At 67.2% G+C, this 20,097-nt stretch carries 16 protein-coding genes; 9 read left to right on the top strand and 7 right to left on the bottom strand.

Going from position 1 to position 20,097, the window contains the following annotated elements; genetic code table 11:
- Positions 1–42: 42 nt before the first annotated feature.
- From mnmC to ABV408_RS15335, 3 genes are all read right to left on the bottom strand, one after another.
- Positions 43–2,055: a bifunctional tRNA (5-methylaminomethyl-2-thiouridine)(34)-methyltransferase MnmD/FAD-dependent 5-carboxymethylaminomethyl-2-thiouridine(34) oxidoreductase MnmC gene (gene mnmC, locus ABV408_RS15345; RefSeq protein WP_353979764.1), complete on the bottom strand. Its 2,013-nt coding sequence runs from the start codon at positions 2,053–2,055 to the stop codon at positions 43–45.
- A 169-nt stretch (positions 2,056–2,224) separates the two neighbouring features.
- Entirely contained in the window at positions 2,225–2,524 is a 300-nt protein-coding gene (locus tag ABV408_RS15340; protein ID WP_353979763.1) for a YciI family protein, read from the bottom strand.
- A complete protein-coding gene (locus ABV408_RS15335) occupies positions 2,524–3,075 on the bottom strand; it encodes a septation protein A (protein ID WP_106419506.1) in 552 nt (183 codons plus the stop codon). Before ABV408_RS15335 ends, ABV408_RS15340 begins: the two co-directional genes overlap by 1 nt.
- A 95-nt stretch (positions 3,076–3,170) precedes the next feature.
- Here ABV408_RS15335 and ABV408_RS15330 point away from each other — a divergent pair, with 95 nt between their 5' ends.
- Together ABV408_RS15330 and ABV408_RS15325 are read left to right on the top strand one after the other, a co-directional pair.
- Positions 3,171–4,118 (top strand): PHP domain-containing protein, encoded by a 948-nt coding sequence (locus ABV408_RS15330; protein WP_353979762.1) that lies wholly within the window; start codon positions 3,171–3,173, stop codon positions 4,116–4,118.
- A 182-nt stretch (positions 4,119–4,300) separates the two neighbouring features.
- Entirely contained in the window at positions 4,301–4,921 is a 621-nt protein-coding gene (locus ABV408_RS15325) for an L-threonylcarbamoyladenylate synthase (protein WP_353979761.1), read from the top strand.
- A 147-nt stretch (positions 4,922–5,068) separates the two neighbouring features.
- On the opposite strand, the gene ABV408_RS15320 is transcribed toward ABV408_RS15325, so the two are convergent.
- The 3 genes from ABV408_RS15320 to ABV408_RS15310 all read right to left on the bottom strand — a co-directional run bounded on the left by ABV408_RS15320 (position 5,069) and on the right by ABV408_RS15310 (position 8,712).
- A complete protein-coding gene (locus ABV408_RS15320) occupies positions 5,069–5,857 on the bottom strand; it encodes an HAD family acid phosphatase (RefSeq protein ID WP_353979760.1) in 789 nt (262 codons plus the stop codon).
- A gap of 180 nt (positions 5,858–6,037) precedes the next feature.
- On the bottom strand, positions 6,038–7,726 hold the full coding sequence (locus tag ABV408_RS15315) for a methyl-accepting chemotaxis protein (RefSeq protein WP_353979759.1): 1,689 nt from the start codon (positions 7,724–7,726) through the stop codon (positions 6,038–6,040).
- 113 nt (positions 7,727–7,839) lie between these two features.
- On the bottom strand, positions 7,840–8,712 hold the full coding sequence (locus ABV408_RS15310; protein ID WP_405049919.1) for an ion transporter: 873 nt from the start codon (positions 8,710–8,712) through the stop codon (positions 7,840–7,842).
- Between the two features lie 322 nt (positions 8,713–9,034).
- On the opposite strand from ABV408_RS15310, the gene ABV408_RS19430 reads away from it, so the two are divergent.
- Complete coding sequence (locus tag ABV408_RS19430) at positions 9,035–10,966, top strand: EAL domain-containing protein (RefSeq protein ID WP_405049918.1); 1,932 nt, start codon at positions 9,035–9,037, stop codon at positions 10,964–10,966.
- Between the two features lie 196 nt (positions 10,967–11,162).
- On the opposite strand, the gene ABV408_RS15290 is transcribed toward ABV408_RS19430, so the two are convergent.
- Positions 11,163–12,026 carry a CYTH domain-containing protein gene (locus tag ABV408_RS15290; protein WP_353979757.1) on the bottom strand — a complete coding sequence of 288 codons (864 nt, stop codon included), beginning with the start codon at positions 12,024–12,026 and terminating at the stop codon, positions 11,163–11,165.
- A 127-nt stretch (positions 12,027–12,153) separates the two neighbouring features.
- Here ABV408_RS15290 and ABV408_RS15285 point away from each other — a divergent pair, with 127 nt between their 5' ends.
- The 6 genes from ABV408_RS15285 (at position 12,154) to glrR (ending at position 20,077) form a co-directional block, all read left to right on the top strand.
- A complete protein-coding gene (locus ABV408_RS15285) occupies positions 12,154–12,834 on the top strand; it encodes a TIGR00153 family protein (protein WP_353979756.1) in 681 nt (226 codons plus the stop codon).
- A 53-nt stretch (positions 12,835–12,887) separates the two neighbouring features.
- Positions 12,888–14,156: an inorganic phosphate transporter gene (locus ABV408_RS15280; protein WP_353979755.1), complete on the top strand. Its 1,269-nt coding sequence runs from the start codon at positions 12,888–12,890 to the stop codon at positions 14,154–14,156.
- 107 nt (positions 14,157–14,263) lie between these two features.
- Positions 14,264–15,574, top strand: coding sequence for an amino-acid N-acetyltransferase (argA, locus tag ABV408_RS15275; protein WP_035471346.1), 1,311 nt, complete (start codon positions 14,264–14,266; stop codon positions 15,572–15,574).
- Positions 15,575–16,512: 938 nt separating this feature from the next.
- Positions 16,513–18,009: an ATP-binding protein gene (locus ABV408_RS15270; RefSeq protein ID WP_353979754.1), complete on the top strand. Its 1,497-nt coding sequence runs from the start codon at positions 16,513–16,515 to the stop codon at positions 18,007–18,009.
- Positions 18,006–18,542, top strand: coding sequence for a hypothetical protein (locus tag ABV408_RS15265; protein ID WP_353979753.1), 537 nt, complete (start codon positions 18,006–18,008; stop codon positions 18,540–18,542). The genes ABV408_RS15270 and ABV408_RS15265 overlap by 4 nt, the downstream gene beginning before the upstream one ends.
- Positions 18,543–18,697: 155 nt before the next feature.
- Positions 18,698–20,077 carry a two-component system response regulator GlrR gene (gene glrR, locus ABV408_RS15260; RefSeq protein ID WP_353982246.1) on the top strand — a complete coding sequence of 460 codons (1,380 nt, stop codon included), beginning with the start codon at positions 18,698–18,700 and terminating at the stop codon, positions 20,075–20,077.
- Positions 20,078–20,097: the final 20 nt, after the last annotated feature.

The raw sequence follows: 20,097 nt of genomic DNA, 5'->3' as shown, positions 1-20,097 counted from the left end.
GCCAGTTGATAGACAACGGTGCTCGCACGAGCGGGTCTCTGCTCACGCCTGGCGGATCAGCTCGGCGATCAGCCGCCGCCCTGGGTGCAGGTGATCGACCAGCTCCCGTGCCAGCGGCAGCGGCTCGTCATGCAGGCGTGAGGCGATCAGCTCGGCGCACAGCGGCGCGCTGACCAGCCCGCGCGAGCCATGGGCGGTGCTCACCCAGAGACCCGGACGGTGACGCCCGGGGGCGGTAAAGCGCTGCCGCGCGTCCTTGGCCAGTGCGGCGTACGTTTCTCGCCAGGCGGCGCTATCCGGCAGTGGCCCGGCGTAGGGCGTCTTGTCGGGGCTGGCGGCGCGCACGCTGGCACGGCCGTCGAGTGCGGCCAGGGCCGCCGCCTCGCCATCGGCGCAAAGCGTAGCGTGCAGCGCCGGGGCGGTGCGCGAAAGCTCCTCCAGGTTGCGCCGCTGGTCGGCCTCGCGCAGCTGTGTATCGCCGTCGTTGGGGGTGAAGGTGGCGCCGAAGGTGAGCCTGCCGGCATAGGGCGGCAGCACATAGCCTTCGCCGCACAGCACCTGTGTCGGCGTGCCCGGCGCTGCCCACTGCAGGCTCGAGATCTGGCCGCGGACCTGCTGCAGCGGCAGGCCGTCGAGCCAGGCTGCGCTGGCGTGGCCGCTGGCGAACACCACCTGATCCACCTGCAGGTGCCCGGTGGATAGCGTGAGCTGCCAGCCCCCGTCGCATTGCGCGAGTGAGTCGAGCGCAGCGCGCTGGAACTCGACCCCCGGCGTTGCCGCCAGACGTTGGCAGAGCGCCACCGGGTCGACCCAGCCCGCCAGCGGATAGGCCAGCGCCGCGTGCGCCAGCGGCGTCCCCGCCAGCGCGCTGGCGCGGTCCGCATCGCAGCCGCTGACCACGCACTCGGGCAGGGCGTGGTTGGCCAGGAAACGCTGCTGGCGGCGCTGCTCGCGCTCACCGCTGGCGAGCGCGAGCAGGCCGCTGTCGCACCACAGGCTGCGCTCGGGGTCGAGGGTGGCCAGCCAGCGCTGGACGTAGAGCAGGGCGGCCAGGTAGAAGCGGCTCTGGCGGTTGCTCTCCGCGGCCAGCTTGACGTAGAGCGCCGCCTGGGGGTTGCCCGAGGCGCCGCTGGCGATGCCTTCGCGGTCGATCAGGCTGACCCGGCTGCCGCGGCGCGCCAGCGCCTCGGCCACGCTGGTGCCGGCGATCCCGGCACCGATCACCGCCACGTGGCCGGCGCGACGCGGCGGTGGCGGCGTGAACCAGGGCGTGGCGGCGCGCGAGTCGGCGTGCGGAATCGGGCGCTGATCCGGCTGCCATTCGCCGCGCAGCATCTCGCGCTTGCGCCCGAACCCCGGGACCTTGCGCCACTGAAAACCCTCGGCGGCGAGGCCGCGCCGTACCAGACCGGCGCAGGTGAAGGTGGCAAAGGTGGCCCCCGGGCGGCTGGCCGAGGCCAGCGCGGCGAACAGCGCCGGCTGCCACATATCCGGATTCTTGGCCGGGGCGAAGCCATCCAGGAACCAGGCATCCACCTGGCCGTCGAGCTGTGCCAGGCAGGTGGCGGCATCGCCGAAGTGCAGATCCAGGGTCACCCGCGGCGCCAGGCGCAGGCGGTGCACGCCGGGTACCGGCTGTGGCCACTGTGCGATCAGCGCCTGGGCGCGGGAAGCGAAGTCCGGCCAGCTCTGCCACACCCGCTCGAGTGCCTCGCGCGACAGCGGGTGCTTCTCGGTGGAGACCAGGTGCAGCCGCGCCGTGGCCGGCGCATGCTGTTCGAAGCACTCCCAGGCGCACAGCAGGTTGAGCCCGGTGCCGCAGCCGGTCTCGCCGATCACGAAGGCGCGCGTGGCGTCCCAGGCGCGGAAGCGGCTCGGCAGGTCGTTGTTGTCGAGGAACACGAAGCGTGTCTCCTCGCGGCCGTTGTCACGCGAGAAGTAGACGTCGTCGTAGCGGGTCGAGAAGGGCGCTTCCTGCTGCGCGTCATCCTGGCGCCAGTCGAGTTCCGCGGGCTCCAGGCGCTCGCCGAAGGCGGCGAGTCGGTCGTCGGTCATGTGATAGAAGGTCTCGCGTTTCCACACCAGGGTGATCAAAAAGTGATCGACTCACGCCAGCGGACGTCGTTTCGGGGACAGCGAAAGGCGTCCGCGGGATCTTCACAACGTTATCCACAGCAGCTGTGAAAAAGCTCACATCGGGGACTTGTGGATAACGCCTGATCGTTCAGGGCAGGACGTGCTTGAACGGCTTGACCTCGACCTTGGCGTAGACCCCGGCGGCGACGTAAGGGTCGGCGTCGGCCCAGGCCCGGGCGGCTTCCAGCGACTCGAACTCGGCGACGATCAGGCTGCCGCTGAAGCCGGCCTCGCCCGGATCTTCGCCGTCGATGGCGGGGAAGGGGCCGGCCAGGATCAGGCGGCCGTCGTCGCGCAGCGCTTCCAGGCGTGCCAGATGGGCCGGGCGCGCCTCGCGCCGCAGCGAAAGGCTCGAATCGTTGTCATGACCGATGATGGCGTAGCGCATCAGGAGGGCTCCTCAGGGGTTGAGCGGGACATGTGACGTGCCAGGAAGAGCGCCTGTCCGATCACGAACAGCAGCGTCAGTCCGAGCATGCCGAACAGCTTGAAGTCGACCCAGGTCGCTTCGTCGTAGTGGGTGAAGACGAAGACGTTGAGAATCGCCATGGCGAAGAAGAACAGCACCCAGGCGAGATTGAGCCGTCGCCAGACCGCCGCCGGCAGCGATACCGCCTTGCCCATCATGCGCTGGGCCAGGGTCTGCCCGCCGAACAGCGGCGAGAACAGGAAGGCGATGCCGAACAGGGCGTTGATGACGGTCGGCTTCCACTGGATGAACGCCGGATCGCGGAAGGCGATGGTGGCGCCGGCGGAGGCGATCACGATGATCGAGGTGATCAGCAGCATCTTCTCGATGCGCCGCTGGCGCCACCACACCACGCCGAGCTGAATCACGGTGGCGGGGATCAGGATGGCGGTGGCCGTGATGATATCGCCGGTCAGATGATAGACGGCAAAGAAGATCGCGATGGGGAGAAAGTCGAACAGCAGTTTCATGCGCAGGGCTCCGAGAGGGCGGGGCGCGGATTGACCGCGACGGCGGCGGCCCTCACCATGTGCGGCCTATTCTGACAAAGACGCCCCGCGGCGTCATGCCCATGTCCCTTGCCGCCAGTGATTCCGAGAGTACCGCCGCGCCGCTTGCGCGCGCGCCCCTGACCGCCGCCACCCCGCTGGACGAGGCCCGCGGTGTCGATCTGCACCTGCACTCCAGTGCCTCCGATGGCCGGCTCACGCCCACCGAGCTGGTCGATCTGTGCCATGCCAAGGGGCTTTCGCATATCGCGCTGACCGACCACGACACCCTGGCCGGGGTCGAGGAGGCGCGCCAGCGCTGCGCGCATCACGGTATGCGTCTGCTGTGTGCCAGCGAGCTGTCGTGCCAGTGGCGCGGCATGGCGATTCATATCGTGGCGCTGCTGCCCCAGGGGCCGAACGCTGATTTCACGGCCAATCTCGAAGGGCTGGCCGAGGCGCGGGTGCGGCGTGCCGAGGAGATTGCCCGACGGCTGGAGAAGCTGGGGCTCGACGACGCCCTGGCTCGGGCGCGGGCGATCGCCGGTAGTGAGCGCCCACTGGGGCGGCCCGATTTCGCTCAGGCACTGGTCGATGCCGGGATGGCTGCGGACCGTCAGGCGGCGTTCAAGCGCTATCTGGGGGCCGGCAAGCGCGGTGACGTCAAGACCCACTGGCCGGCGCTGGAGACGGTGGTCGGCTGGATCGTCGATGCCGGCGGCGTCGCCGTGGTCGCGCATCCGCTGCGCTATGGCATGACCCGGCGCAAGCGTGATCTGCTGTTCGAGGCCTTCATCGGCGCTGGCGGGCAGGCTGCGGAGTTGGTGAGTGGTTACCAGAACCGCGATACCACCTTCGATCTGGCGCGTCAGCTCGCCCACCACGAACTCTACGGCTCGCTCGGCAGCGACTTCCATTTCCCCGGCGGTGCGCTGGCGCCGGGCACGCTCAGTCCGGCGCCGCGCTCCCACGTGCGCCCGGTGTGGGCGCATCCCGCCCTGGCCGATGTCGTCGCCCCCTGCTGAGCGGCTCCTACCGAGCCATCGCCCACCTTGGCCCGCCTCGCGCTGAGCCTTGGCGGCAGGCGCCGGGCGCGGCATCTGTTACGCTGACGGTGAATGGCGCCGTGCGCGGTGCCTTGCGTCATACCGGCGTGTCGCCAGCGCGTGGCCGCCGTGGCGGGATCAGACCCCAAGGAGGGCACGACATGACCCAGTTTTTCCAGATCCATGCGCAGAACCCGCAGAAGCGCCTGATCGATCAGGCGATCGGTATCCTGCGCCAGGGTGGCGTGGTCGCCTATCCGACCGACTCCGGTTATGCACTGGGCTGCTGCCTGGGCGAGAAGAAGGCGATCGAGAAGATCAAGTGGCTGCGCCAGCTCGATGACCGTCACAACTTCACCCTGGTGTGCTCCGATCTTTCCGAGATCGGCACCTACGCCAAGGTCGACAACAGCGTCTTCCGCCTGCTCAAGTCGCACACCCCCGGGCCCTACACCTTCATTCTCAACGCCACCAGCGAAGTGCCGCGCCTGCTGCTGCACCCCAAGCGGCGTTCGATCGGCGTGCGCGTGCCCGACCACCGTATTACCCATGCGCTGCTCGAGACCCTGGGTGAGCCGCTGATGAGCGTGACCCTGATCCCGGTGGATGAAGAGCTGCCGATGACAGATGCCGAGGAGATCCGCGAACGCTACGGCGCGCATATCGACCTGATCATCGATGGCGGTGCCTGCCACCTGGAGCCAACCACGGTGGTCGATCTGCGCGAGATCCCGCCGACCCTGGTGCGCGAAGGGCGCGGCGACCCCGCGCCGTTCCGCTGAGGCGCGTGCCGCGATAGCACGCGGCGGCAGCCCTCGAGCGAAAATCGGCCGATGTCGATACAGCGCCCCCGCCGGTACCACCCGGCGGGGGCGCTGTGTTTCGGGCACATCACCTGGCGGCTGGCCTGAGCCTGGCCGCCCGCGTGATCAATCCGTCTTGAGCGGTGCCGCCCACGCTTCCAGCGTCGCGTCGCTCCAGCTGCCATAGCTGGCATTGGGGAACATGATCCAGTCGTCGCCGAAGTGCGCCGCCTGCTCGGCCACCAGGCGCTTCTGGGAGGCCAGATCGGCGTGATGAAAGTCGCCGGAGAAGTCGGCCAGCGAGTCGCCGAGTTGCAGCACCAGCCGATAGTCGCGCTCGATGGCGGCACGGCGCTCGGCCTTGGAGGGCCCCAGCAGGCGCACCTGGGCGTCGTCGACCTGGGGCAGACGCAGCGCTTTCAGCGTCGCCAGCGTGGCGGCCTTGTTCTCGTCGTAGCGGTCGGAGACGTAGAAGATCGTTACGCCGTGGGCGTCGGCATAGTCGAGGAAGGCCCGGGCGCCGGGAATCAGGCGCGGATGCCCCTGGCGCTCCCACACCTTCCAGGTATCCCAGCTGGTGAAGTCGTGACACGCCTGCATGTCGCGCACCAGCAGCGCGCTGTTGTCGATCACCGTCTCATCGAGGTCGGTCATGATCGCCAGATTGGTGGCGTCGGGGTGGGCAGCGATCTTCTGCGCCAGGCGCATCGTGGCCAGGGCATAGTTCTGGCGCTGCAGCGCCTGGACCTCCGCCGACTGCTGCTGGTAGCGCAGCGCCATGGCGTACTCTTTGGGCGCGCACTCGCCAGCGCTCGCAGCGGGCGCTGTCTGCGCGGTTGCGCTGGTGGCACACAGCAGGCCGCCGAGCAGCAGGGCGCCGGCGATGCCGCGACTGATAGGGGAGGTGATTGTCATCTTGGGTTCTCCTGACATCGGCGATGCCCGCGCAGGGCGGGCGACCTAGCTACCTTAGAGAAGCCTCGGCGAGGCTTCAAACCGCGCCATGCGCGGCATTCCGGCATGGCACGCGTTTTTGGTCATGGCCGTCGGCGACGACTGTGTCGGTTGCGACGGCGGGTCACGACTCCCGGGACGCTATACCGAGAGCGCTTCCAGGTGGCGTCCGCCCGCACGACGTGCCGCCGGGCGCTCACCGGCGCTGGGGTCGTTGGCCGGTGTCCAGGTCACCATCTCGCTATCGCCTTCGGTGCCGATCTCCCGTTCGGGTACTGTGTCCGGGGCCTCGGCGGCGCCGAGCTGGAAGGTGTCGACGCTGTCGCGCTGACGCTGGGCGCGGGCTTCGATATCGCGGGTGGCGTCCAGGGTCTGCGCTGCCAGCTCGACGTTGCGCTGGGTCGCCGAATCGATCTCGGCGATGGCCTGGTCGATCTGGGCGATGCCCTCATGCTGCTGCTGGCAGGCGGTGGTGATGCTGTCGAGCAGTTGACTCATCTGGCGGCTGGAGTCGACCGCGGTCTCCAGCGCCTGACCGGCCTGGGTGAGCACCTCGGCGCCCTGCTGGACCTGCTGATGGGTGCCTTCGATCTGCTCGCGGATGGTCTGCGCCGCCTCCGCGGAGCGCGAGGCGAGATTCTTGACCTCGGCGGCGACGACCGCAAAGCCGCGGCCGTGTTGGCCGGCGCGCGCGGCCTCCACCGAGGCGTTGAGCGCCAGCATGCTGGTCTGGTAGGCGAGCGAGTCGATCAACGCGATCACCTCCAGCGATGCCTGGGAGCGCGTCTGGGCGGCTTTCATCTCGCTCACCGCGGAGGCCATCTGCTGGCCGCTGTGCTCAAGCTGCTGGCGGCTCTCCTCGGCCAGATGGCGGCCGCGCTCGGTGTGCTCGGCGGTATGCCCGACCGAGGCGGTGATCTGCTCCATGCTCGCCGAGGTCTCCTGCAGCGCCTGCGCCTGCTGCTGGCTCCCGTGGTTGAGCTCTTGGCTGGCCTGCGACAGGCGGCTCGCGTCATCGCTCAAGGCGTTGCTCTCCTGCTGCAGCTGGGAGACCAGCGTCGCCAATGACGCCTGCATGGTTGCCACCCCCTGTTTGAGCTGGCGCATCTCGCGCATGCCGCGGGTGGTCAGCTGCTGGGCCAGATCGCCGGAGGCGATGCCGGTCAGGTGCGAGCGCACCCGACTCAGCGGGCTCAGCAGATGGCGATTGACGCTATGGAAGGCCAGCGCCAGCAGCAGCAGGGTGACACCGCCCGCGATGATCAGACCCAGCTGCATGAGGTCGACGTTGCGCTGCATGGCTGAGACGCCATTGGCGGCATTGCTGGCACCGGCTTCGGTCAGCGTATCCAGCGCCTGGTCGAGGTCGGCGGTGAGTGCGTTGGTATGCTTGACGCTCTGCTGGTAGGCGGCCAGGTTCCAGCTCTTGAGCGCCGCGAAGCCAGGCTCGATGCCGTCTTCGATCAGCGCCTGGAAGCGCGCCTTGAGCGCTACATCCCGGGCTTCGCTGGCGGCCAGGGTATCGAGAGTCTCGCGGGCGCGGGCCAGCGTCTCCTCGGCCTTGGCCCAGGTCGCCTTGGCCGCCTTGACCTTGAGCCGGTTGTAGTCGGTCTGGTAGCTGTCGAGCAGCACCCGGGTCTGCATCAGGTCGGCGTAGACGGCGCGCGCCGTGCCCAGGCGCTCGACGTTGAGATGGTAGACGGAGGCGAAAGCCGCCTGCGCCTGTTTCATGGCGAGATAGCTGCCGCCGCCGATCAGCCCGATCAGCAGGGCAAAGGTGGCGAGCAGGGCGATCAGCCCGCTGCGGAGGGTGAGGCGAAACGGTTTCATGGCAGGCTCCCTGAGGACAAACGTCAATACCGGGAGAGCTTGCCGGGTGAGTGTCACACTAAGATGACAAAGCGTTACAGTTCCCGTTCAGGTGAGCCACGTCGGGAGAGCGTTCAGCCCGCGGTCTCTTCTGCAGGGGCGTTGGGATCTTCACTCTCCTCGTCGAGCCAGGTGCCGCAAAGGCGGCAGTAGCGTGAGTCGCGTTCGTGGCCCTCGTGACCGCAGCCGGGACAGGCCTCGTCGGAGTAGCGCTCCTCGCGAATCGAGCGGATCACCTCGGCCGAGAAGACGCCGGTGGGCACCGCCAGGATCGAGTAGCCCAGCACCATCATGAAGGCGGAGATGAACTGACCGACCGGGGTGACCGGGGCGATGTCGCCGTAGCCCACGGTGGTCAGCGTGACGATGGCCCAGTACATCGAGCGCGGCATGCTGGTGAAGCCGGCTTCCGGCGGTTCGATCATGTAGATCAGGGCGCCGAAGATGGTGATGATCAGCAGTACCGTGATCAGGAACAGCAGGATCTTGCGCTGGCTGCGGCGCAGCGCCTGCACCAGCATGCGCCCCTCGCCGACGAACTCCATCAGACGCAGCACCCGGAACACCCGCAGCACGCGCAGGATGCGCAGCACCAGCAGCGACTGCGCCCCGGGCAGGAACAAGCTCAGCCAGGTGGGCAGAATGGCGAGCAGGTCGAGCACGCCGTAGAAGCTCTTCAGATAGCGCAGCGGCCGCTCCAGGCAGTAGAGCCGCAGCACCAGTTCGAGGGTGAAGATCAGGGTGAAGATCCACTCGACCAGCAGGAACCACTCACCATAGTGTTGATGCAGGTGGGGTACGCTATCCAGAAAGACCACCACCACGCTGAGCAGGATCAGCGTGATCAGTGCAATATCGAAGGCCTTGCCCGCACGGGTATCCGATTCGAAGATGATCTGAAACAGCTGCTTGCGGAAACTGGATTCCCCAGACTGCATGATGGGCATGCCCTGTGCGTGGATGAAATGGTCGCCAAAACGCCGAGAATGCGCGCGCGGGCTGGCGTTAAACTTCGGTGAAGCGTGGCCGATAACCCGGGATATCACGGCTTGCGCCGACTGGCGATGTCACTGCGCCGGGCACGGGCCGCCGCGGCTGCCCGTCACCCTCTGGATCAGTGTAACCGTGTCCCCTATTTCAGGCAGCCTCGTTCATGATGGGATTGATTAAACGGATATTGATCGACCCTAGCGAATTCACGCTGGGTGAGGCGGCAGTGCACCGCGATCTGCGCCGCCGTGACATGGGACCCGGCGAGGAGTCGCTGGGATGAGTGTCTCCTCGAAAGCCTCGCCCGAGGGTCGCGAAGCGCATCTGCTTGCTCAGATCGATGCGATCGGCAACCAGCTGTGCCAGGCCGTCGACGGCACCTTCGATTTCTACGTCCACACCGACAGCGACGAACTCGCGATTCAGAAGCTGGCCCAGCTCAACAACGTCACCCTCGATGCGGTGCGCCGCACCATCGGCGAGCTGGAGCAGACCCGGCGTGAGCTCGAGGGGCGGGTCGAGGAGCGTACCCAGCGCCTCGATCTGATCCTGAGTGCCACCAATGACGGAGTCTGGGAGTGGGAGATCGACGCGGGCCAGGTCACCCTGTCGCCGCGCTGGGCCAGCATGCTGGGCCAGGACTCCGCCGAGATTCGCCAATCCTTCGAGGCGTGGCTGGAGCTGATTCATCCCACCGATCGTGATGCGGTGGAGCACGCGTTCTATCGTCATCTCGACGGGCTCAGCGATGTGGTCGATATCGAGTATCGTGTGCGCAATGCGCGCGGCGCCTGGCGCATGATGCTGTGCCGCGGGCTGTGCCAGCGCGACGAGCGGGGCCGCGCGCTGCGCATGGCCGGCACCCTGAGCGATACCACCGAACAGCGCCTGAGCGATCCGCTCACCGGCCTGCCCAACGGCGCCTATCTCGACCTGCTGATGCAGGAAAAACTGGGCAGTCTGCCGCGCCCGCCGCTGTCACTGGTCAAGTTCCAGCTGCTCAATGTGGCCCAGCTGTTCGATGGGGTTGCGGTCGAACACGCCATTGCGGCGTTGCGCAAGCGCGTGCAGGCGCTGCGCCAGCGTTTGCCCGCCCGGGTCACGCTGATGGCGCTGCCCGAGCACACCTTTGCCATGGTGCTGGAGCTCGACGCCGTGGCCGAGCTCGACCGCGTGCTCGAGCCGGTCGAGGCACTGCTCGCCGAGCCGGTGGAGATAGCGGGCCGGCTGGTATGGCTGTCGCATGTCAGTGGAGTGGCGATCGTCAGCCTGCACGAGGCCATCAGTGCCGACGAGTGGCGCCGCCAGGCGCGCTTGGCCCTGGCCAGCGCGCGCCAGTCGGATGTCGGCACGCGCTGCTATTACAGTGAGTCGCTGCGTCAGTGGGAGCGGCATCAGGGGCGCGCGGAGCAGATGATTCGCGGCGCGCTGGCCAATCGCGGGGTGTGCTGCTTTCTGCAGCCGATCGTCGATATCGTCGCCGGCACGGCGCGCGGCTTCGAGGCGCTGATGCGCCTGGAGGACCCGGTCGAGGGGTTGGTCAGTCCGGGCGCTTTCGTCGAGGTGGCGGAGCGCACCGGGCTGATCGCTCCGCTGTGGGAGATGCTGATGGATCAGGCGCTGCCGGTGCTCAAGGACCCGGGCATGCGCGAACGCTTCGGCGAGACCTTCCTGGTCAGCGTCAATCTCTCGTCGCGCCAGTTGATGGATTCGCGTCTGCTCGAGCTGATGCTGGCGGCCTGCGCGCGCCATGGTGTGGCGCAGTCGCGGCTACAGATCGAGGTGACCGAGAGTGCGGTGCTGAGTGATCCGGTGCGCGCCTCGCGTATGCTCGAACGCATGCGCGAGGCGGGTATCCAGGTGGCGATGGACGACTTCGGCAGCGGTTATTCGTCGCTGGCGCAGCTCACCTCGCTGCCGCTGGATACGGTCAAGATCGACCGCAGTCTGGTGCTGAACGTGAACACGCTGCCACGCAAGCAGCATGTGCTGGCGGCCGTGGTGGCGCTGTGTCAGCGCCTCGAACACGGCGTGGTGGTGGAAGGGGTCGAGGACTGGGAGACGGTGACGCTGCTGCGCCAGTGGGGCGTGCGCGATATCCAGGGGTTCTTCTACGCCCGGCCGATGCCGATGGCCCAACTGGTCAAGCAGTTCGAGCTGCCGTTACCGCTGTCGCCGGCGGGGGCGTCAGCCAATGACGCCGCCGGCTAAGAGGGTGTTTACAAAATGCCTGCGCTCGGCAATACGGCGTTAAAATCGGCCTCGTACGCGAGCCCGTTCAAAATGCTCATTTACAACCCGTAAACTCCGCGTTTTCGCCGATTTTGCCTTGTCTTGCCTTCGCTCGCCGAATTTGTAAACGCCCTCTAAGCTCCCGCGCTCTCGTCTCCAGTCTCGTCCCCAGCCCTCAGCCGAGCCGCCGCAGCGCCAGCCAGGCGCTGCTCGCCCACGGCATCTCGCCGCCGCTCAGCGGTGCCGACAGGGTCGCCAGCGCTGGGTGCGAGCCCTGCGTGGCGAGGGCCGCCAGGCGCGTCTGGGCGCAGCGCAGCCAGGCCGGGTCGCCGCTGTCCTGCCACACGTCCAGCGCTTCGATCAGCGCATCCAGGCTCGCCTCGGGCGCGTGTGCCGGCGGCCGCGGCCAGCCGTGGCGCAGCGCCCCGGCGCGGCTCGCCTTGCTGTGGTTGGCGGGGCGTGCAGCGAGCGGCGTGCCACCGGCGCCGACCGGCTGGCACAGCGTTTCTGCCAGCCGCCACAGCGCCTCGGGTGCCCCGGCTTTCAGTTCCAGCTCCAGCTCGCGGATCGCCAGGGTCGCGCCATCGGCGCGGATCTCGCCCTGATCGAGGGCGATCTCGATCTCCGCCTCACCCTCACGGTAGCACCAGGTGCGGCGCTCGAAGTCGGTGGTGAAGGCCGGGCGCAGCTGCGTCAGATCGACCCCGGCCAGGGCCGGATGCTCAAGCTCGCGCAGCCCGGTCTCGTCGAGCCCCACGGCGTTGCAGACGCGCTCGTCGAGCGACCACTCCCATTCGCCACGGCTCGACAGGCCGCCGTGACTCGCCGCGGCGCTCTTGAGCGTCTGCACGCGCTTATCGCCGATCCGGCGTACGCGCAGGGCGACCCGGGCGGCTTCCAGGGCGCCGTCCGGGGTGTCGTAGTAGCAGTTGCCGAGCGTGTGGGTGGCCGTGGCCAGCGTCGAGAGCAGCGGATGCGCCGCCAGCGCTGCCGGGGCGGACTCGGCGAGCGCCAGTTTGAGTTCGATTTCGTCGCTCATGTGCGCTCCCGCATGGGTCTGAAGGGAAAAACGTAAGCCTTCGTGTCGCGTTCATGAATTTTTCATGACGCCCCGAGACGCAATCATTATACTGGCGCCGCCACTTCCAACGCATCCAGGCCACGCTATGGTGAGTACCAATCCGTTCTCGGCGCTGTTTGGACGTTCGCCGTTCCAACCGCTGTTGGCCCACATCGTCAAGACCAGCGAATGTGCCGGTCAGCTCCTGCCGTTCTTCGACGCGGCGCTCAGCGGCGATTGGGAAGCGGCGCGCGGTTACCGCGAGGCGATCACCCAGCTCGAGCACGAGGCGGACGAGCTCAAGACCCAGCTGCGGCTCAACCTGCCCAACACCATGTTCCTGCCGGTGTCGCGTTCCGACCTGCTCGAACTGATCAGCGTGCAGGACAAGATCGCCAACAAGGCGCGCGATATCACCGGCATCATGCTCGGCCGCAACATGAACATCCCCGACCTGCTGGCCGAGCCGATGCGCGACTACCTGCGCACGGCGGTGGCCACGGTGGACCAGGCGCGTAAGGCGCTGGAGGAGCTCGAGGACCTGCTCGAGTCCGGGTTCGGCCGCAACGTCTCCGACGTGATGCAGACCCTCATCCGTGAACTGCACGAGCTCGAGCACCAGGCCGACGACCAGCAGATCGCGATCCGTCGCCAGCTGTTCCAGCTCGAAGCCGAGCTGCCGCCGGTGGACGTCATCTTCCTCTACAAGATCATCGAATGGATCGGCGAGCTGTCCGACCGCGCCGAGCGCGTGGGTAGCCGCCTGCAGATTCTGACGGCCCGCTGATCGCGGGTCTTCTTTTTACGCCTTCGTCACGCCACTCATAGCGAACTGAGCCTATGTCCATCATTGCGCAATACGGTGATGTCTTCATCATTCTCGCCTGTGTCTTCGGCTTCTTCATGGCCTGGGGGGTCGGCGCCAACGACGTCGCCAATGCCATGGGGACCTCGGTCGGTTCCAAGGCGATCACGATTCGGCAGGCCATCGTCATTGCGGTGATCTTCGAGTTCCTGGGCGCCTGGCTCGCCGGTGGTCAGGTCACCGAGACCATCCGCAAGGGCATCATCGACGCCAGCCTGCTGCAGCAGGAGCCGCAGATGCTGGTCTACGGCATGCTCGCCTCGCTGCTGGCGGCGGGGTCTTGGTTGATGATCGCCTCACTCAAGGGCTGGCCGGTTTCCACCACCCACTCGATCGTCGGCGCTATCGTCGGCTTCGCCATCGCCGGTCTGGGCGTGGATTCGGTGCACTGGAACGCGGTCGGCACCATCGCCCTGAGCTGGGTCACCTCACCGCTGATCGCCGGGGTGTTCGCCTACGTGCTGTTCCGCTCGGTGCAGGTGCTGATCTTCGACAACCCCGACCCGTTCGCCGCGGCCAAGCGCTACGTGCCCGGCTATATCTTCTTGGTCGGTTTCATCGTCTCGATGGTGACCCTGGTCAAGGGGCTCTCGCATGTCGGGCTCGAACTGAGCTTCGGCGAGAGCCTGCTGCTGGCGACCGCCTTCGGCGTGGTGATCATGATGTTCGGGCTGCTGCTCGAGAACCGCATCAACCGTGGCGAGCGGCGCTCGCGCGGGCAGTACGACTTCTCCAGCGTCGAGCGTATCTTCGGCGTGCTGATGATGTTCACCGCCTGCGCCATGGCTTTCGCCCACGGCTCCAACGACGTCGCCAACGCGGTCGGCCCGCTGGCCGCGGTGATCAGCGTGGTCGAGAGCGCCGGCAGCGTCGGTGGGTCGTCGGCGATGCCGTGGTGGGTCCTGGTGCTGGGCGGCGGCGGTATCGTGGTCGGCCTGGTCACCTATGGCCACAAGGTGATCGCCACGGTGGGTACCGGGATCACCGAACTCACCCCGAGCCGGGGCTTTGCCGCCACGCTCTCCGCCGCGTCCACCGTGGTGCTGGCCTCGGGTACCGGGCTGCCGATCTCGACCACGCACACGCTGGTCGGTGCGGTGCTCGGGGTCGGCCTGGCCCGTGGCATGGCGGCGCTCAACCTGCGCGTGCTCGGCTCGATCGTGCTCTCGTGGCTGATCACGCTGCCCGCCGGGGCGCTGCTGTCGATCATGTTCTTTTTCATGTTCAAGGGCATGTTCGGCTAGCGCTGGTACGAAAACTGGCTTTACCCGCGCCGACGCGCGGGCCTGACGCTCTGGTATAGTGATGGCTCGATCCCCCGAGCCAACCCACTTGCCGGAGCGTCTCTCCATTGGATTCGCGTTTCCCCTTCGTCGACTGGTTCCGTAACTCGTCCCCCTATATCAATGCCCACCGCGGCAAGACGTTCGTCATCCTGATCGAAGGCGCGGCGATGGCGTCGTCGCGCTGGGACCAGCTGCTGCAGGATCTGGCGCTGTTGCACACCCTCGGCGTGCGCCTGGTGCTGGTCTACGGCATCCGCCCGCAGGTGAGCGCGGCGCTGGAGGCCGAAGGCATCGAGGTGGAGCGGGTCGAGGGGCGCTGGGTGGCGCACCGCGGCATCATGGACCATGTCGAGCGCATCGCGGCGCGCCAGCGTCTGGATATCGAAGCGCATCTCTCGCTGGGGCTGCCCAACACGCCGCTGCACGGGGTCGAGCTCACCGCGGTCTCGGGTAATCTGGTCACCGCCAAGCCCTTGGGTGTGCGCGGTGGCATCGATTTCGACCACAGCGGCGAGGTGCGGCGGGTGCGCAGCCAGGCGATCGAGAGCCTGCTCGCCGGCGGGAATCTGGTGATCCTGCCGCCGCTGGGATACTCGCGCACCGGCGAGGTGTTCGATCTCGACGCCGCCGATATCGCCCAGCACGTGGCCGTGGCGCTGAAGGCCGACAAGCTGATTCTGCTCGGCGAGTCGGCGGGGCTGCATGACGACGACGGCCGGCTGCAGCGCCAGCTCGGCCCTGCCCAGGGCGAGAGCCTGCGCCAGCAGGCCGACCCCGGCAGCGAGCTGTGGCGGCATCTCGGCGCCGCCTGCGAGGCGGCCCGCCACGGCGTGGCGCGTACCCACCTGCTCTCCTGGCACGACCACGACGCCCTGCTGGGTGAGCTCTTCACCCGTGACGGCGTGGGCACGATGATCACCCAGAACCGCTACGAGCAGCTGCGCCAGGCGGTGCTCGACGACGTCGGCGGGCTGTTGGCACTGCTCAAGCCGTTGGAGGCGCGGGGCATGCTGGTGGCGCGGACCCGCGAACGGCTCGAGCACGAGATCGACGACTACGTGGTGATCGAGCGTGACGGCATGATCATCGGCTGCGCCGCGCTGCATCGCTTTCCCGACGCGGCGATGGGGGAGCTTGCGTGTCTCGCCGTGCACACCGACTACCGCCGCGGCAGCCGCGGCGACACCCTGCTCAGCGAGGTCGAGCGCCGCGCCCGGCGCCACGGCTTCACCCAGCTCTTCGCCCTGACCACCCACACCACGCACTGGTTCTTCGAGCGTGGTTTCGAGCTCTCCACCACCGAGTCGCTGCCGAGCCTCAAGCGCGAGGCCTACAATCAGGCGCGACGCTCCAAGGTGCTGTTGAAGTCGCTGTAGATGTGGTTGAAGTTGCTATAGAGGTGGTTGAAGTCGCTATAGATGTAGTTGAAGTCGCGGGAAAGAGACACCTTTCAGCCCCGGTTCCGGCCGGGGCCGTCTCTTTTTTGAGACTTTATATCCTGTTGATATTATTGATCTTTCGGGAATCCTTCAAAAAATCGTCGGCTATCGGCGACGTTTTTCCGTGTTGATCTGCATGATTTTCGCCGTCGGCCGTTCCCGGGCCGTACCCTGGTCTTTCGTGCCAATCATAAGTTTATGATTTTAAATGAAAAATAAAAAACTGGCACGCCCCTGGCTATATCATTTACCGAGAGCGACGAGACGAGTCTTCCGAGCTTGTCTCATCGAGTCTCGCCGCGGCCCATCATCACCCTGTGCCGGGCCCGGTGAGCTTGAGAGCGTCCGCTCCACGCGATGTGTGACTTAGGTTGCGATGAGACGGGTGCGGCCTGCGGGCAAGGAGACGCACCATTAGGGCAAGGATGCCCCGGCAAGGATGCCTTCCCCCTCCTGCGAGGGGACCCATGATGACCGGCCGCTGTGGCGACCGGTTCAGGACTGGGACAGGCGGTTCGCCGCCACGCATCACGACAGCCCCTGATTGGCCAATGTCGTGATTGCGGTTCCAGGGGCCTCACGGCCCGCGGAACGCCTTCGAACAGCTGATTCAGGCAGTTTTTCAAGGGCGTTCCAGTAACCCTTCAGTTCCCTGCGTACCTTGGGCCGGCTCTGCCGGCCCTCTTTTTTTGTGGCCGCCGGGTTCTCTGCGGTTGCTGGATTTTTGCGGCTGTCGGGTTTTCTGCGGCTACCGAATTTTACGGCCGGTACGGCCGAGGCGGGTCGCCCGTGTCGCCGCATGGGCATTCAATAAAAATGTTATCCTTGCGGAACGATCCATGACTCGAATGGGCCTCCTGCACAGAGCCACGCTTATGACTTCCGAGCTCTCCCGGCGCTGGCGCCCGCGCTCACTGATGCAACTGGTACTGCTGGCGTTTCTCTTCGTCATGCTGCCGATCGCCATCCTCATGTTCCAGGCCGGCCAGGCGCTGTCCCAACTCTCCTCGCTGGCCGACCAGAGCGCGCGACAGGCGGTGGAAGAGACCCGCCGTGCGCGCATGCTCAGCTCGCTGGCGCTGCAGATGGAGCGCAGCGCGCGCCAGTACGCGGTGATCGAGGAGGAGGGGCTGCGCGACATCTACAACGAGAAGTCGCGCCAGTTCGGCGAACTGCTGGCTCAGCACCGTGCGCTGATGGCTGACAATCCCGATTTCCAGTCGCTGTCCGCGCGCTACGCCCAGCTCGCGGTGCTGCCGCACATGCCCAGCGACGACATGGACACCTTCCTCGATCGCTTCTCCGGCTTCGCCAGCGAATCCGACGCCGTGCGCGAGGCGACCAACACCCTGATCGATGAGCGCATCGCCAACATCCGCCAGCAGGCCAATGCGGTGAAGGCACGGCTGTGGATGCAGTCGGCGGCGCTGGTCTCCGCCAGCCTGATGCTGATGCTGTTCTTCACCTGGCTGATCACGCGCCCCATCCGCCAGCTCGAACAGCGTATCTTCGGGCTGGGCAGCGGTGAACCGGAGACCACGCCGGTGCGTATCCAGGGCCCGGCGGAGCTGGTCCAGCTGGGCGAGCGCCTGACCTGGCTGGCCCAGCGGCTCTCCGAGCTGGAGGCCCAGAAGCAGCAGTTCCTGCGTCACATGTCGCACGAACTCAAGACCCCGCTGGCGAGTATCCGCGAGGGCACCGCGCTGCTCTCCGACGGGGTCGCCGGCGAGCTCAACGAGCGCCAGGACGAGATCGTCGGGCTGATCGACGACAACGGCCAGGAGCTGCAGCGCCTGATCGAGCAACTGCTCGACTACAACCTGCTGCAGAACAGTCGCTGCGTGACGGTAACCCGCTTCGATCTCGCCACGGTGATCCAGGAGGTGCTGGCCAAGCATCGTCTGGCGCTGGACAGCAAGGGGATGCAGGTGACCAGCCCGCACCACCCGCTGATCTGGCAGGCCGACCGCGAGCGCACCGCGCGGGTCCTCGACAACCTGATCTCCAACGCCATCGCCTATGGCGAGGATGGCGGCCGCCTGACCATCCGCCTGGCGCAGCAGCGTGACTGGCTGACACTCGACGTGGCCAACAGCGGCGAGCCGATCGCCGAGGCCGACCGCGAGCATCTGTTCAAGGCGTTCTACCAGGGCAGCGCGCGGCGCAAGGGGCCGCTCAAGGGCTCGGGGATCGGGCTTTCGATCGCCGCCGACTGCGCGCGCCTGCAGCAGGGCGATCTGGCCCTGGTGGCGGATACCGAACTACCGGTCTGCTTCCGGCTGACCCTGCCCTGGGTCGAGCCGGCAGCCGACGATAACGAGGTCAGCGGCTCCACGGGCACGCTGACCCATGACGCAAGGACGACGACATGACCATGCGAATGAAGGGTGTGCTGGCACTGGCCGCACTGGCCCTGCTCAGCGGCTGCCAGTCGCTGGCCGAAACCGACGCGCCGCCCCCGGGCTGCGGCGAGCTGCCCACCTTTGCCGACAACGTCTGCCTGCTCGACTCCTGGGTCGCCTTCGGGCTCGATGCCCAGCGCGGCGACGCCGAGTGGCGCGAGATGATGCTCGAGCGGCTGGACGGCTCGCGTGCGGATCAGAAGGCCGCACGCGCGGTGGTGCTGGCATGGGATGCCCCCCAGGACTGGCGCCGGGCCTCCGACCTCTACAAGGCGAGTATCAGCAGTGCACCGACGCGCCTGCAGCCGCTCTTGCAGCAGTGGCTCAACGACCTGGAAAAGCGCCGCCAGCTCTATGCCCAGCGCGCCGGCAGCAGCGGGGGCGGCAGCGCCAACCAGGCGCTCCAGCGCGAGAACGAAGCGCTGAAACAGCAGCTCAAGGAGATGTCGGACAAGCTCGACGCGCTCACCGACATCGAAAGAACGATCAACTCACGCGACTGAGCCATCGGCTCGCGCGGCGGCTCAGACCCCGCGCGGTCCCGTCACACCGAACGTGACCGGTCTGTCCTGATGACAGGCCGCGCGATGGCAGGAGGAGTCCATTCATGTCTTTGCAAACCGACGTCACCAAGCGCCGCCCGACGCGCACGCCCGCGATGCAGCCGGGGCGGTCTACCAGCACCGCGCACATCCTGCTGGTCGACGACGACCCCAGCCTGCTCAAGCTGTTGGGCATGCGCCTGGAGAGCCGTGGCTTTCGAGTCACCACCGCCGAGAGCGGCCGCGCCGCGCTCAGCCACCTGGCCGACGACACCCCGGATCTGGTGCTCTCCGATCTGCGCATGGACGAGATGGATGGGCTGGCGCTGTTCCATGAACTGCAGCGCCGCGTGCCGGGCATGCCAGTGATCATCCTCACCGCCCATGGCTCGATCCCCGATGCGGTCAGCGCCACCCAGCAGGGGGTGTTCAGCTTCCTGACCAAGCCGGTCGACCGTGACGAGCTGTTCGCCGCCATCGACGAAGCGCTGGCGCAGACGCCGACCACGCGTGGCGAGGGCGGCGAGATGTGGCGCTCCCAGATCATCACCCGCAGCCCGCAGATGGAGCGCATTCTGGAGCAGGCCTACATGGTCGCCGCCTCCGATGTCAGCGTGCTGGTGACCGGCCCCAGCGGGACCGGCAAAGAGTTGCTGGCCAATGCCATGCACCAGGCCAGCCCGCGCGCCGACAAGCCGTTCGTGGCGATCAACTGCGGCGCGCTGCCGGAGCAGCTGCTCGAGAGTGAGCTGTTCGGCCATGCCCGCGGCGCCTTCACCGGTGCGGTCAGCCAGCACGAGGGGCTGTTCCTGGCCGCCGACGGCGGCACCCTGTTCCTCGACGAGATCGGCGACATGCCGCTGACCCTGCAGGTCAAGCTGCTGCGGGCGCTGCAGGAGCGCCAGATCCGCCCGCTGGGCAGCACCAAGTCGGTGCCGATCGACGTGCGCATCATCTCGGCGACCCACCGCGATCTCGACCGCGCCATGCACGAAGGCGACTTCCGCGAGGATCTCTACTACCGCCTCAACGTGGTCAATCTCAAGCTGCCGCCGCTCAAGGAGCGCGCCGAGGACATCCCGTTGCTGGCCAAGCACATGGTGGCCCAGGTCGCCGCCCGGCATAAATCGTTCGTCAAGGGCTTCTCGCCGGAGGCGCTCAACCTGCTCGCCTCCAGTGCCTGGCCCGGCAACGTGCGCCAGCTGGTCAACGTGGTCGAGCAGTGCGTGGCGCTGACCAGCACGCCGATGATCCCCGAAGCGCTGGTCTCCCAGGCGCTGGCGGCGGAGGAGAACGCGCTGCCCTCGTTCAGCGAAGCGCGTGCCGGGTTCGAACGCAGCTATCTGATCAAGGTGCTCAAGATCACCGAGGGCAATGTCACCCAGGCGGCGCGTATCGCCGGGCGCAACCGCACCGACTTCTACAAGCTGCTGGCCCGCCACGAACTCGACCCCGGCGCCTTCAAGCCCACCGCGATGCCTGACACCACGAGCTGAGCGCATCCGGCGCCGGCGGT

The sequence above is a fragment of the Salinicola endophyticus genome (assembly GCF_040536835.1).
In the GTDB taxonomy this organism is placed as follows: Bacteria; Pseudomonadota; Gammaproteobacteria; order Pseudomonadales; family Halomonadaceae; genus Salinicola; species Salinicola endophyticus_A.
The sequence above is the reverse complement of the archived record's forward strand: the minus strand, read 5'-3'. Positions and strand labels throughout refer to the sequence as shown.

Excerpts from the sequence above, each read along its gene's own strand:
- ABV408_RS15315 (WP_353979759.1), bottom strand. The coding sequence starts at position 7,726 with ATGAAACCGTTTCGCCTCACCCTCCGCAGCGGGCTGATCGCCCTGCTC.
- ABV408_RS15330 (WP_353979762.1), top strand. The coding sequence starts at position 3,171 with ATGCCCATGTCCCTTGCCGCCAGTGATTCCGAGAGTACCGCCGCGCCG.
- ABV408_RS15310 (WP_405049919.1), bottom strand. The coding sequence starts at position 8,712 with ATGCCCATCATGCAGTCTGGGGAATCCAGTTTCCGCAAGCAGCTGTTT.
- ABV408_RS15285 (WP_353979756.1), top strand. The coding sequence starts at position 12,154 with ATGGTGAGTACCAATCCGTTCTCGGCGCTGTTTGGACGTTCGCCGTTC.
- ABV408_RS15325 (WP_353979761.1), top strand. The coding sequence starts at position 4,301 with ATGACCCAGTTTTTCCAGATCCATGCGCAGAACCCGCAGAAGCGCCTG.
- mnmC (WP_353979764.1), bottom strand. The coding sequence starts at position 2,055 with ATGACCGACGACCGACTCGCCGCCTTCGGCGAGCGCCTGGAGCCCGCG.
- ABV408_RS15290 (WP_353979757.1), bottom strand. The coding sequence starts at position 12,026 with ATGAGCGACGAAATCGAACTCAAACTGGCGCTCGCCGAGTCCGCCCCG.
- ABV408_RS15265 (WP_353979753.1), top strand. The coding sequence starts at position 18,006 with ATGACCATGCGAATGAAGGGTGTGCTGGCACTGGCCGCACTGGCCCTG.
- ABV408_RS19430 (WP_405049918.1), top strand. The coding sequence starts at position 9,035 with ATGAGTGTCTCCTCGAAAGCCTCGCCCGAGGGTCGCGAAGCGCATCTG.
- ABV408_RS15335 (WP_106419506.1), bottom strand. The coding sequence starts at position 3,075 with ATGAAACTGCTGTTCGACTTTCTCCCCATCGCGATCTTCTTTGCCGTC.
- ABV408_RS15270 (WP_353979754.1), top strand. The coding sequence starts at position 16,513 with ATGACTTCCGAGCTCTCCCGGCGCTGGCGCCCGCGCTCACTGATGCAA.
- ABV408_RS15280 (WP_353979755.1), top strand. The coding sequence starts at position 12,888 with ATGTCCATCATTGCGCAATACGGTGATGTCTTCATCATTCTCGCCTGT.
- glrR (WP_353982246.1), top strand. The coding sequence starts at position 18,698 with ATGCAGCCGGGGCGGTCTACCAGCACCGCGCACATCCTGCTGGTCGAC.
- ABV408_RS15320 (WP_353979760.1), bottom strand. The coding sequence starts at position 5,857 with ATGACAATCACCTCCCCTATCAGTCGCGGCATCGCCGGCGCCCTGCTG.
- ABV408_RS15340 (WP_353979763.1), bottom strand. The coding sequence starts at position 2,524 with ATGCGCTACGCCATCATCGGTCATGACAACGATTCGAGCCTTTCGCTG.